This window comes from Uliginosibacterium flavum (genome assembly GCF_040566545.1).
GTDB lineage: Bacteria > Pseudomonadota > Gammaproteobacteria > Burkholderiales > Rhodocyclaceae > Uliginosibacterium > Uliginosibacterium flavum.
In genome coordinates, this window is the sequence record NZ_JBEWZI010000009.1 from 153,274 (window position 1) to 166,382 (window position 13,109).

Annotated in this window: 10 protein-coding genes; 8 read left to right on the plus strand and 2 right to left on the minus strand. The window is 61.6% G+C overall.

The annotated features are described in order from the left end of the window. Positions 1 to 54: 54 nt before the first annotated feature. Together map and ABXR19_RS10465 are read left to right on the plus strand one after the other, a co-directional pair. Complete coding sequence (map, locus tag ABXR19_RS10460; protein WP_354601064.1) at positions 55 to 1,185, plus strand: type I methionyl aminopeptidase; 1,131 nt, start codon at positions 55 to 57, stop codon at positions 1,183 to 1,185. Between the two features lie 3 nt (positions 1,186 to 1,188). Further along, positions 1,189 to 3,765, plus strand: a complete 2,577-nt coding sequence (locus ABXR19_RS10465; protein ID WP_354601065.1) for a [protein-PII] uridylyltransferase — start codon at positions 1,189 to 1,191, stop codon at positions 3,763 to 3,765. A gap of 85 nt (positions 3,766 to 3,850) precedes the next feature. Here the strand turns inward: ABXR19_RS10465 and ABXR19_RS10470 are convergent, their stop codons facing one another. Then, positions 3,851 to 4,876, minus strand: coding sequence for a patatin-like phospholipase family protein (locus tag ABXR19_RS10470; protein WP_354601066.1), 1,026 nt, complete (start codon positions 4,874 to 4,876; stop codon positions 3,851 to 3,853). A 191-nt stretch (positions 4,877 to 5,067) separates the two neighbouring features. Beyond that, positions 5,068 to 6,267: an MFS transporter gene (locus ABXR19_RS10475; RefSeq protein WP_354601067.1), complete on the minus strand. Its 1,200-nt coding sequence runs from the start codon at positions 6,265 to 6,267 to the stop codon at positions 5,068 to 5,070. Positions 6,268 to 6,458: 191 nt separating this feature from the next. Between ABXR19_RS10475 and ald the strand changes: the two genes are divergently transcribed. From ald to ABXR19_RS10505, 6 genes are all read left to right on the plus strand, one after another. Next, positions 6,459 to 7,574: an alanine dehydrogenase gene (ald, locus tag ABXR19_RS10480; RefSeq protein ID WP_354601068.1), complete on the plus strand. Its 1,116-nt coding sequence runs from the start codon at positions 6,459 to 6,461 to the stop codon at positions 7,572 to 7,574. Positions 7,575 to 7,697: 123 nt separating this feature from the next. Then, on the plus strand, positions 7,698 to 8,150 hold the full coding sequence (locus tag ABXR19_RS10485) for a DUF4124 domain-containing protein (protein ID WP_354601069.1): 453 nt from the start codon (positions 7,698 to 7,700) through the stop codon (positions 8,148 to 8,150). A gap of 120 nt (positions 8,151 to 8,270) precedes the next feature. Continuing rightward, the gene (locus ABXR19_RS10490; protein WP_354601070.1) at positions 8,271 to 10,094 is read left to right on the plus strand and encodes a glutamine--tRNA ligase/YqeY domain fusion protein; all 1,824 of its coding nucleotides are present in this window, start codon (positions 8,271 to 8,273) and stop codon (positions 10,092 to 10,094) included. Between the two features lie 103 nt (positions 10,095 to 10,197). Continuing rightward, positions 10,198 to 10,413 (plus strand): hypothetical protein, encoded by a 216-nt coding sequence (locus tag ABXR19_RS10495; RefSeq protein WP_354601071.1) that lies wholly within the window; start codon positions 10,198 to 10,200, stop codon positions 10,411 to 10,413. A gap of 390 nt (positions 10,414 to 10,803) precedes the next feature. Continuing rightward, the gene (gene chrA, locus ABXR19_RS10500; RefSeq protein WP_354601072.1) at positions 10,804 to 12,165 is read left to right on the plus strand and encodes a chromate efflux transporter; all 1,362 of its coding nucleotides are present in this window, start codon (positions 10,804 to 10,806) and stop codon (positions 12,163 to 12,165) included. 312 nt (positions 12,166 to 12,477) lie between these two features. Beyond that, a complete protein-coding gene (locus tag ABXR19_RS10505) occupies positions 12,478 to 13,107 on the plus strand; it encodes a hypothetical protein (RefSeq protein WP_354601073.1) in 630 nt (209 codons plus the stop codon). Positions 13,108 to 13,109 lie beyond the last annotated feature (2 nt).

Sequence of the window (13,109 nt, forward strand, 5' to 3'; positions counted from 1 at the left end):
GTGGATTTCCGGATGCAATACACATCCAGCCAAGTCCGGATACGAACTTAGCCGGTGATTATAGCAGCGCGCAGGCCTTTGCCTCAAGCCACAGCAGCGACAAACTCACGCCAAGAACCGCAAATCGACAACGAAAGGCGTAAAAAGCAGCATGTCGCAGAGCCTCACCGGACGGACCTCTTCAAGCAACCCCGCTGCACAGCCAAGCCGGGAGCGGCTCTTCAGCCACCACTTCGCCCTCCCTGTAAAACTTCAGCTGACGTCAGCAATCCGCATTTGCCCGCCCCGCCCTTCTGCGATAGCCTTGCAGCCTCCCCCAACGCCGCACAAACACGTACAAACAGCATGAGTATTGTCATCAAAACCGCAGAAGACATCGAAAAGATGCGCATTGCCGGCCGCCTCGCCTCCGAGGTGCTCGACTACATCACGCCTTTTGTTCAGGCCGACGTCACCACCGAGGAGTTGGACCGGCTCTGCCACGACTATCAGGTCAATGTTCAAGGCTGCATTCCGGCGCCGCTCAATTACGCCCCGCCGGGCTACCAGCCTTATCCGAAGTCGATCTGCACCTCGATCAACCATCAGGTCTGTCACGGTGTTCCCGGCAAGAAAGCACTGAAAAAGGGCGATATCGTCAATCTGGACATCACCGTCATCAAGGACGGCTTGCACGGCGACACCAGCCGCATGTTCGTGGTCGGCGAAGCCAGCATCCAGGCCAAGCGCCTATGTCAGGTCACCCTAGAGTGCTTGTGGCTGGGCATCGCGCAGGTACGCCCCGGCGCGCGTCTGGGCGATATCGGCCACGCCATCCAGAAACACGCTGAAGGCGCCGGCTTCTCGGTGGTGCGCGAATTCTGCGGCCACGGCATCGGCCACAAGTTTCATGAAGATCCGCAGGTCGTGCATTACGGCCGCCCCGGCACCGGCATCGAGATCAAGGAAGGCATGATCTTCACCATCGAGCCGATGATCAACGCTGGCAAGGCCGCGATCTCCGAGTTGCCGGATGGCTGGACCATCATCACCAAGGATCGCTCGCTTTCGGCCCAGTGGGAACACACCATCCTCGTCACCGCCGACGGCGCCGAGGTGCTGACCTACTCGGCCGGCGCGCCCGCAGCGCCGGACTGGTTCGCCGGCAAACCCATCATCATCCCGACCTATCCGCCGATTGGCTAAACCGTGAATCACCCCACCGACGCCAGCCGCGCGAGCTTCGACGCCTTGCGCAGTCGCCTGCAAGAAGGCCAGCGCAACTTGCGAGCGGAATATGAAGCCCACGCCAGTCCGAGCCGCCTGCTGCAAGGCCGCACCCGATTGGTAGACGGCGTGCTGGCCGAGCTCTGGCAGAACGCCGGCTTCCCCGACGACACCGCGCTGATTGCAGTCGGCGGCTATGGCCGGGGCGAGCTCTATCCTTACTCGGACATCGACCTGCTGGTACTGCTGAACGAGGAGCCGTCGCCGGAACAAGGCGAGCACATCCAGCATTTCATCGGCCAGCTCTGGGATCTGGGTCTGGATATCGGCCACAGCGTGCGCACCGTCGAAGCCTGTGTGGAAGAGGCTGCGCGCGACGTCACGATCCAGACCAACATGCTGGAATCGCGCCGCCTCACCGGCAGCGCGCCGCTATATCGTCGCTTCATTGCCGGCACCACGGCCTGCCTCGATCCGGAAGCCTTTTTCCACGCCAAGCGCGCCGAGCAGGAGCAGCGCTACAACCGCTTCAACCAGACGCCTTACGCCGTCGAACCCAACTGCAAAGAAGGCCCCGGCGGCCTGCGCGACCTGCAGAACATCATCTGGATTGCGCTCGCCTCGGGACTCGGCACGCGCTGGAGCGATCTGGCACGCCACGGCCTGATCACGCCCGAAGAAGTCCGCGCCCTGCGCAGCAACGAACGCACCTTGCAGCAGATCCGCATCCGTCTGCATTACATCGCCGGGCGGCGTGAAGATCGCCTGATTTTCGACCATCAGGAAGCCCTCGCCAAAGCCTTCGCGGTCAAGCCCACCAAGGCCCGCCGCGCCTCGGAAGCGATGATGCAGCGCTACTATCTGGCAGCAAAGAAGGTTACCCAGCTCAACACCATCCTGCTGCAGAATCTGGGCGCGCAATACTTGCCTCTGGCGGCCTATCAGGCCCAGCCGATCAACGAGCGCTTCCACAGCATCGGAGATCAGTTGGACATCGTTGACGATCAGGTCTTCGAGCGCAGCCCCAGCGCCATCCTCGAAGCCTTCCTGCTCATGGAGCAGCACGCCGAACTCAAGGGCATGACCGTGCGCACCCTGCGCGCCCTGTGGCATGCCCGCAAGCTGATCACCCCGGCGTTTCGCCGCGACCCGGCCAATCGCGCCCTGTTCCTGCGCCTGCTGCAGGAGCCGCGCGGCCAGACCCACGAATTCCGCCGCCTGAACCAGTACAGCATCCTCGGCACCTACCTGCCGAACTTCGGCCGCATCGTCGGCCAGATGCAGCACGACCTGTTTCACGCCTACACCGTCGATCAGCACATCCTGCAAGTGCTGCGCAACGTGCGCCGCTTCGTGATGGAAGAACACGCCCACGAATACCCGCTGATCACCCGCCTGGCCAACGAATTCGACCGTTTCTGGCTGATCTTCATCGCGGCCCTGTTTCATGACATCGCCAAGGGCCGGGGGGGCGATCACTCAACACTGGGCATGGCCGACACCCGGCGTTTCTGCCGCGACCACGGCCTCATGAAAGAGGACAGCGATCTAGTCGTATGGCTGGTCGAACACCACCTGACCATGTCGCAGGTCGCCCAGAAACAGGATCTGTCAAACCCGGACGTCATCCGCAAATTTGCCGCTCTGGTCAAGACCGAACGCCGCCTGACCGCGCTCTACATCCTGACCCACGCCGACATTCGCGGCACCAGTCCCAAGGTCTGGAATGGCTGGAAGGCCAAGCTGCTGGAGGAGCTGTTTCTCGCCACGCGCCAGCTGCTGCGCGGCAATACACCCGATCAGGTGCTGGGAATTTCCGAACGCCAGGAAGTGGCTCGCCAGAAATTGCGTTTCTTCGGTTTGCGCCCGGACACCGAAACGCCGTTCTGGAAGGAGCTGGACACCCTCTACTTCCTGCGCCACGACGCCGACGAAATCGCCTGGCATACGCGCATGCTCTACCACTGCCCGCGCAGCGAAACGCCGGTCGTCAAAGCCCGCCCGAGTCAGGTCGACACCGGCATTCAGGTGATGGTCTACACACGCGATCAGCGCGAGCTTTTCGTGCGTCTGTGCGGCTACTTCGCGCGCATCGGCTACAGCATTCTCGATGCCAAGATCCACACCACCGGCCACGGCTACGCGCTGGACAGCTTCGTCGTGATGGATCCGAATGCCAACGGCAACTATCGCGACATGGTCAGCCTGATCGAACACGGCTTGACCGACAAACTGAGCAGTGAAAGCCCCATCGACGTTCCCGCCAGCGGCCGCGTTTCACGCCAGCTCAAACACTTTCCGATTGCGCCCTCGGTCACGCTCCAACCGGACGAAGCCGGTCAGCATTTCATCCTGTCGATTGTTGCGGCGGATCGGCCAGGCCTGCTCTTCGCCGTGGCGCAAACGCTGGCCGAACATGGCATCAACCTGCACACCGCCAAGATTGCCACCCTGGGCGAGCGTGCCGAAGACACCTTCCTCGTCAGCAGCCCGAACCTGAGCAATACCGCCAAGACCGTGCAGCTGGAATCCGCCCTGATCGAACGCCTGAAGATCTGAAAGCCTGAAGAGCCGCACCCCGCTTGACTCTTGAGCAAGCATGCCTGAAGAAGCCCGACTGACGCGGCTCTTCAGCACACCCCGCTCAGTTCGGCAAAAACAGTTTCTGGATATCCACACTGGGCCGATGCCCCACAGCCAGCGCATGCGCCGCCAGCCAGCGCTTGGCGTTGGCCCGGCCGGCATCGCGCAAACGGTGCAGGAAGGCCTGATTGGCCACGATCTTGGTTGTCGCGGCCAGACTGCCCAGCGCCTCTTCACCCTCAATCATATGAAAGCGCGCGCCGCGCAGGCGTTGCTCCAGCGTGCCGCTGAGCCAACCACTCTCCTCGGCCATGTCGCGCATCGCCACAAACAGACGCATTTCACGCAGGAAGGCATTGTTGAAACCCAGCTCCAGCGTGCGCTGCTGGATTTCCTCGGCCCCGCGCGGGGTGCGCTCGTGCTCCAGCGGCGCGAGCAGCACCAGCAGGATGTCGCGGCTGTCGCAATAACGGAACAGCGGAAACACCGCCGGATTGGCCGCGTAGCCGCCATCCCAGTAAGGCTCGCCGTCAATCATGATGGCATGATGCACTGTCGGCAGGCAGGCCGAGGCGAGCAAGGCGTCGGCACTCAGATCGGCATTACGGAACAGCTTCAGATGGCCGCTGTTGGCATGCGTGGCGGCCACGAACAACTGGAAAGTCGACTCGGTGCGCAGACGCTCGAAATCGAACAGCTCCACCACCAGATCGCGCAGCGGATTCAAATCCAGTGGATTGAGCTGGTAGGGTGAAAACCAGCGCGTCAGCTGCATCATCCAGGCCGTCCCCGGCGCCACTGCCGAGGCATCCATCACTGGCGAGGCCAGCTCGGAATGGCTCATCAGGGCCACGCCGTTCCAAAAGGCTGCCAGACATTCCCGCGCGCCCTCCGCCCCGCCTTTCAACCAGCCATTGGCCAGCGCCAGCGCGTTCATCGCCCCGGCACTGGTGCCGCTGATCCCGTCGAACTCGAAACGCCCGTCTTCCAGCAGCGCGTCCAGCACGCCCCAGGTGAAAGCGCCATGCGCGCCGCCGCCTTGCAGGGCCAGACTCAGACGCGGTGCGGATTCACGATGTTTGAACATGATCGGCTTGATGCATGAAGAGACGGCTCAAGTGTGCCCGATGGTGCACTGCAACACAAGACTTTAGTCGTAAAAGAATCCACCTCGAATAACAGCTCCCGGTAAGGTTTTTCAGCCACCCAGCCCGCTCAGCCGCACCCTGCCTGAATGTACGGACAGGCAGTCCGAAGAGGCAAGGCCGACGCGGCTCTTCAGGCAGTCTTGCGCCTCACATCCGGCAGGAACACCGTCAGCAGGCCCAGCAGCGGCAGGAAAGCGCAGACCTGATACACATACTCGATGCCGCGCAGATCCGCCAGCTTACCGAGCAGCGCAGCGCCAATCGCGCCCATGCCGAACGAGAAGCCGAAGAACAGGCCGGCGACCATCCCGACCCGCCCCGGCAACAATTCCTGCGCATACACGATGATCGCCGAGAAGGCCGAGGCGAGGATCAGGCCGACAACAAAGCTCAGCACCGTGGTCGCCGTCAGGCCCACATGCGGCAGGATCAGCGTAAACGGCGCCACACCCAGAATCGACACCCAGATCACGCGCTTGCGCCCGATGCGATCACCCACCGGCCCGCCAATGATGGTGCCCAGCGCCACCGCGAACAGGAACACGAACAGGTGCAGCTGTGCAGACTGCGGCGAGAGCTGGAATTTCTCCATCAGGTAAAACGTGAAATAGCTCGACAGGCTGGACAGATAGAAATATTTGGAAAAAATCAGGGTCAGCAGGATGCCGATGGAGACGACCACTTTGCCACGCGACAAGCCCGTATCCACCGCGCCCTGGCGCAATTTGGCCTTGAAATGCCCGATCGCCTGCTGATGCGCATACCATTGCCCGACCTTCCACAACACCGCAATCGCCAGCAGCGCCGCCAGCGAGAACCAGGCCACGCTGCCGCGGCCGTTCGGTATCACGATCAGCGCAGTCAGCAGCGGCCCCATCGCCGTGCCGGCATTACCGCCCACCTGAAACACCGACTGCGCCAGACCGAATTTGCCACCCGAGGCCATGCGCGCCACACGCGAAGACTCCGGATGAAAGATCGACGAGCCCGTGCCGACCAGCGCAGCCGCGCACAAGAGCATCGGGTAATTCGTGGCGGTGGCCAGCAGCAGCAAACCCACCAGCGTGCAGCACATGCCGAACATCAGCGAATACGGCTTCGGATGCTTGTCGGTATACATCCCCACCAGCGGCTGCAGCAGCGACGCAGTCGCCTGAAAGGTGAAGGTGATCAAGCCGATCTGCGCGAAACTCAGATTGAAGCCACCTTTGAGTATCGGATACATCGCCAGAATCAGCGATTGCATCATGTCGTTCAGGAAGTGCGAGACGCTGATCGCCCCGAGCACACGATAGGACGTTTCCTGCTTGATGCTGTTTTCTGCTGCCAAAATCTGCTCCAGGCTTTGCAGCCTCGTTAAAAAAGCCGCACAGCGGCTTCTGGTCGCTCCCCTCGCCCCTCGGGGGAGAGGGGCTGGGGGAGAGGGAAGCCGGATTATCCCTGCTGCGCAACATCGACGCCACCGTTCAGAGCCATCGCTCCACTGCCGTTACAAGCATTTACTGCACAAGGAGCCCAGCCATGCTGATCGGCGTTCCCAAAGAGATCAAGAATCACGAATACCGCGTCGGCCTCACCCCAGCTTCGGTGGGCGAACTGTGCGCAGGTGGCCACAGCGTGCTGATCGAGACATTAGCCGGCGCCGGCATCGGCGCCAGCGACGAGGCCTACCGTACCGCCGGTGGCGTGATCGTGGACACGGCCGCCGAAGTCTTCGCCCGCGCCGAACTGATCGTCAAAGTAAAAGAGCCGCAAGCGGCCGAGCGCGCCCTGTTGCGAGGCGGCCAGATCCTGTTCACCTATCTGCATCTGGCGCCCGATCCGGAACAGGCGCGCGATCTGATCGCCAGCGGCGCCATCTGCATTGCCTACGAGACCGTCACGGCCGCCGATGGCAGCCTGCCGCTGCTCGCCCCGATGTCGGAAGTGGCCGGGCGCATGAGCGTGCAGGCCGGCGCGCATTGTCTGGAGACCGCCCAAGGCGGGCGCGGGATCTTGCTCTCCGGAGTGCCCGGCGTGGCACCCGCGCGGGTAGCCATTCTTGGCGGGGGCATGGTGGGAAGCGGCGCCGCGCTGATCGCTGCAGGCATGGGGGCAGACGTGACCGTGCTGGATCGCTCGCCGACCGTGCTGCGCCGGCTCGCCGCGCAATTCGGTGCGCGCGTCAAGACCGTGCACGCCAATCAGGCCAGCATCACCCAGGCCGTCCACGCCGCCGATCTGGTCATCGGCGCCGTGCTGGTGCCCGGCGCCGCTGCGCCCAAACTGATTACCCGCACCATGCTCGCCGGCATGCAGGCTGGCAGCGTGATCGTCGATGTCGCTATCGATCAGGGCGGCTGCTGCGAAACCTCCCACGCCACCACCCACGCCTCGCCCACTTATATCGTCGACGGCATCGTGCATTACTGCGTGGCCAACATGCCCGGCGCCGTGGCCCGCACCGCCACCGATGCACTCAACGCCGCCACCCTGCCCTTCGTGATCACCTTGGCCGACAAGGGCTGGCAAACCGCCCTGCGGGATGACGTACACCTGCGCAACGGCCTGAACGTCTGCGCGGGCAAGGTCACTTGTGCCGAAGTTGCCGCTGCCTTGAGCCATGCCTATGTGCCCGCAGAACAACTGATCGGCTGAGTTACAAAACCTGCGGGCGGACAATTCGGGCATAAGCTTGTCCGCCAGCATTTCGCTACATGTCAAAGGGGTTAAGATCCATGCTGTCGAAGCCGCCCGCTTCCAGAAGACATGCACCTTGCCATGAAAATCTCACGCCTCAATCACCCCCTGATCAGCGCCTGTCTGGCCCTGTTGCTGGTCTCGCCCGCCGTCCATGCAGAAATCTATAAATGGGTCGATGCGAACGGCAAAACGCATTATTCAGAGAGAAAGGAAGACGCCGGCAAGACTGACGTGGTCGAACTGAAGGTCAAAAAAACGACACAAGCAAGCAACCAGCCCTCGCTCTCCTGGCAAGAGCAGGAAAGGCTGCTGCAGCAACGTCAGGCGCAAAAGCAGGCCGACGAAATGGCCAAGCCGCCGGTGGATAAACGCCCCAAGTCGCTCTCGGGCGCCAGGGTCGGCGACACCGATGAGTCACGTTGCAACTTCGCCCGGGATATCCTCAGCGGCGCGATCCAGCGCATGCATAGCAAGACCGACCAGAATGACCGGGATATTGCGCAAAACGATATCCGCGCGTATTGCCACTAGACGTCCGGACGCCAAGGCCTCACGCCAGACGGTAGAATGCTGCTTTGCGAAACTCATTGACGATCGTCTTCGACGATTTTCATCAAGTTTCCCACCGCAACATCTTCGGGACCGAATCACGTGAGCGCACCTGACAAGAACGCTGCCCCTGGCGCAGCGCAAACCACCAACTTCCTCAAGAACATCATCGAGGCCGATCTGGCCGCGAACAAGTTCGCCACGCGCAACTGGGCCGGCGTGCCCGGCGAAGCCAGCCTGCATGCCGCCGGCCAGCCCGACCCGGCGAAGATCCGCACGCGTTTCCCGCCCGAGCCGAATGGCTATCTGCACGTGGGTCATGCCAAGTCGATCTGCCTGAATTTCGGCCTCGCCCGCGAATACGGCGGCGTATGCCACATGCGTTTTGACGACACCAATCCCGAGAAAGAGGATCTGGAGTACGTCAACTCCATCCTCGACGCGATCCAGTGGCTGGGTTTCTCGTGGGATGCCAATGGCACCTCGCACCAGTATCAGGCCAGCGACTATTTCGACTTCATGTACCACGCCGCCGAACTGCTGATCGAAGGCGGCCACGCCTACGTCGACCAGCAGACGCCCGACGAGATGCGCGCCAATCGCGGCACCCTGACCGAAGCCGGCAAGAACTCGCCCTGGCGCGACCGCACGGCCGAGGAAAACCTGCGCCTGTTCCGCGAGATGAAGGACGGCAAGCATCAGGAAGGCAGCATGATCCTGCGCGCCAAGATCGACATGGGCTCGCCCAACATCAATCTGCGCGACCCGGCGATCTACCGCATCCGCTTTGCCGAGCACCACAACACTGGCAACAAGTGGTGCATCTACCCGATGTACACCTTTGCGCATCCGATCGAAGACGCACTGGAACGCATCACGCACTCGATCTGCACGCTGGAATTCGAAGATCAGCGCCCCTTCTACGACTGGCTGCTGGGCCAGCTGCGTGACGCCGGCATGTTTGCCGATCCGCTGCCACACCAGTACGAATTCGCGCGTCTGAACCTGACCTACGTGATCACCAGCAAACGCAAGCTGATGCAGCTCGTGACCGAAAAACACGTCGATGGCTGGGACGATCCGCGCATGCCCACCATCGTCGGCCTGCGCCGCCGTGGCTACAGTGCCGGCGCGATCCACCTGTTCTGCGATCGCATCGGTGTATCCAAGGGCGACAGCTGGATCGACTACTCGATCCTCGAAGGCGCGCTGCGCGACGATCTGGACGAAAAAGCAGCGCGTGCCATGGCTGTGCTCGACCCGCTCAAACTCAAGCTCACCAACTGGGATGCGCTGTTCGGCGCCGATCACGCCGAGCCCTGCTCTGCCCCGGTGCACCCGCACCACGAAGACATGGGCCGCCGCCAGTTCAACCTCACCGGCGAAGTCTGGATCGAGCGCGAAGATTTCATGGAAGTGCCGCCCAAGGGCTATCACCGCCTGAGCCCGCCGCGCAGCGATGCAGCCGGAGTGGAGGTTGCCGGCAGCATGGCTCGCCTGAAATACGGCTACGTCATCCGCTGCACGGGCTGCGAGAAAGACGCCGATGGCAAGATCAGCGCCGTCCTCGCCGAGATCGTGCCGGACACCAAGAGCGGCACGCCAGGCGCCGACAGCGTCAAGGTCAAGGGCGTGCTCACCTGGGTCTCCGCCACGCAAGGCGCGCCGGCCGAAATCCGCCTGTTTGACCGCCTGTTCACCGAAGCGCACCCCGATGCGGGCGGCCGCGACTTCCTCGAAGTGCTCAACCCGAATGCCAAGAAAGTCGTGCAAGGCTGGGTCGAACCGGGCCTGGCCAGTGCCGCCGCCGGCAGCAACTTCCAGTTCGAACGCCATGGCTATTTCGTGGCCGACAGCAAGGATCACGGCGCCGGCAAACTCGTGTTCAATCGCACCACTACGTTGAAAGACAGCTGGGGCAAGTGATTTCAGTGCCAAGCCAAGCCTGCCGCGAAGACAAGGCGCAGAACAGTGCACCTGCACGGCAAGCCGACGTCGACAAAGGCAGGATTGGCTTGGACTCGAAATCATGAGTGGCGCCTGGGGTTGCCCGCATGACCTGAATGGCGTCTGCCAGAAAGTGCTGGGCGCCGTGTGCGAGCCGGGCATGCGCGGCTGCGTGATGGAAGGCAAAGTCCGGTTTGCGCGCGCTGAAATGAACCTGCCACGCAAACCGGTAAAAGCTGAAGCGCCTGCCGAGCCTGAGAAGCCCGCCGACAAACCGCGCAGACGTTTACCGTTCTGATGTACCGCCGCACAGCGGCGAAGTGCCGAGCAATGAGAGCTGAGAGGCTGAGTGAGGCATGCTTGAAGAGCCGCGCCAACATTCAGTCTGCCGGGTGGCATGTTGCAGAGGCAAGCGGGGTGCGGCTGTACAGCCATCCATAAAATCGCAAGTCGCAAGTCGCGGGCCCGAACATTCCAGATCGTTCCCACGCTCTGCGTGGAAACGCCTCTATCGGCGCTCCGCGCCAGGTTTTCGCTGCTCGCCGCACCCGTAAAAAAACCGGACGCAGGAGCGTCCAGCACGACCTTCCCACGCGGAGCATGGGAACGATCAAATTGACGCACCTGCCGCATAATCACCAAACGGCACACAGAGGCCGGCCAGCAAACCCGACCAGAGAAGCCCGCCATGAGCGCCCCCGAAACCTCGACGCCCGACACCCGCACAGCCCCCGCCCCCATCAGCTTCCGCGCGGCCTTCCTGTTCTGGCTCAAACTCGGCTTCATCAGCTTCGGCGGCCCGGCCGGGCAGATATCCATCATGCATCAGGAGCTGGTCGAGCGGCGGCGATGGATTTCGGAAGGCCGTTTCCTCCACGCACTGAACTACTGCATGGTTCTGCCCGGGCCGGAGGCGCAGCAGCTGGCTACCTACATCGGCTGGCTGATGCATCGCACATGGGGCGGCATCGCCGCTGGCGTGCTCTTTGTGCTGCCCTCACTGTTCATCCTGATTGCACTGTCCTGGCTGTACATCGCGTTTGGCGAGACCACGCTGATCGCCGGGCTGTTCTACGGCATCAAGCCGGCGGTGACCGCCATCGTCGTGCAGGCGGCGCACCGCATCGGCACCCGCGCCTTGAAGAACAGCCTGCTGTGGGCGATTGCTGCGGCGTCCTTCGTGGCGATCTTTGCGCTGAACCTGCCCTTCCCTGCCATCGTCGTCGCCGCCGCGTTGATCGGCGCCATTGGCGGGCGCCTGGCGCCGGATAAATTCCAGGTCGGTGGCGGCCACGGCAAGGCCAGCCCATCCTTTGGCCCGGCCGTGATCGACGATGACACGCCCACACCCGAACATGCCCGCTTCAAATGGTCGCGGCTGGCCCGCGTTGCCCTCATCGGCGCGCTGCTCTGGGCAATTCCAATGGGATTGCTCGTCGGCGGCCTCGGCTGGGATCACACCCTGACGCAGATGGGCTGGTTCTTCACCAAGGCGGCCCTGCTCACCTTCGGCGGCGCCTACGCCGTGCTGCCCTATGTGTATCAGGGCGCCGTAGGGCATTACGGCTGGCTCTCCGCCCCGCAGATGGTCGATGGCCTGGCGCTGGGCGAAACCACACCGGGCCCGCTGATCATGGTCGTGGCCTTCGTCGCCTTTGTCGGCGGCTATCAGAAAGCCGTGCTCGGGCCGGACAGCCTGTTTCTGGCCGGCGCCGTAGCCGCCACACTGGTCACCTGGTTCACCTTCCTGCCCTCTTTCATCTTCATCCTGGCCGGCGGGCCGCTGATCGAAACCACCCACAAGGATCTGAAATTCACCGCCCCGCTCACCGCCATCACCGCCGCCGTGGTCGGCGTGATCCTGAATCTGGCGCTGTTCTTCGGCTACCACGTGCTGTGGCCCAAGGGCTTTGACGCGCCCATCGACTGGATCGCCACCGCCATCGCCATCGCCGCCGCGCTGGCCTTGTTCCGCTACAAGCGCAATGTCATCCACGTCATCATTGGCTGCGCGTTGTTTGGATTGATTCTGAAGATGCTGATGGCTTGAGCGTTTTGTAGGGTGCCAATGAAGCGCAGCGAATTGCACCGCCTGGCAAATCACCCACAACCCGTATTTCGAAGCATGTGCCAGAGAGCCGCGCGGGGCTTGGATCTAGCGGCAGGGTGGCTGCACAGGCGGACTGGGGGCGGCTCTTCAGGCAGAAGATCGACCGTTCTGAATTCTTCCTGCATAGACGAGAAAACATGCGGCGCAATTCACTTTGCTCATTGACGCCCTACGCGTCGTGCCCGAGTATGCGGGCTACACTGTATGCATAAAATTTGAAGAATAGTCCATTACATTTTTTGGAGTCGTCGCATGAACCGCTTTGAGGAAACTGCTCGTCCAGTTATTTTCGGTAACGGCGATATCGATTTCCCGTATTGGGGAAAGGGATCCTCTGTTCTTCTTGCGACCTCGAATAACTATTATTGGCTTACTGCGTCCCATGTAATTACCGCCATGGGCGGCTCTGCACAAACTCTTCGCATCTTTCCTTCTGAAAATTCAAAAATATCTCTGCCATTTAATGAGCAGTACACAGTAAAAACTGAAATTTCTGAAGACGAGGAACACAAAGACATTTTTGCACTTCGAATAAATATTGACGAATTCGACGAGTTCGGCGACGCACAACTAGTCGCGCAAGATATTAAAAACGGTTCTCTCCCTGCGGAGAAACTGACCGTTGACGAAGAATTATGGGTAATCGGATATCCCGCAGAAAGCAACTCTATCGATTACGAGCGTAATCAGTTTCAGAATACTCGTAGCGTAATCAGAGCGAAGTACAAGGGGAGTAGCGTGTCCGATCATTGTCATATGGCAAAAATCGAAAGTTCAATTTTCCTCGCATCTTATGATGGACTTAGTGGCCACCCCATTCAACACAAGTCCACCAGCATAATTCGGCGCATCTCCCGCGCCCAGAATAACCCCTTAGTTTAGTC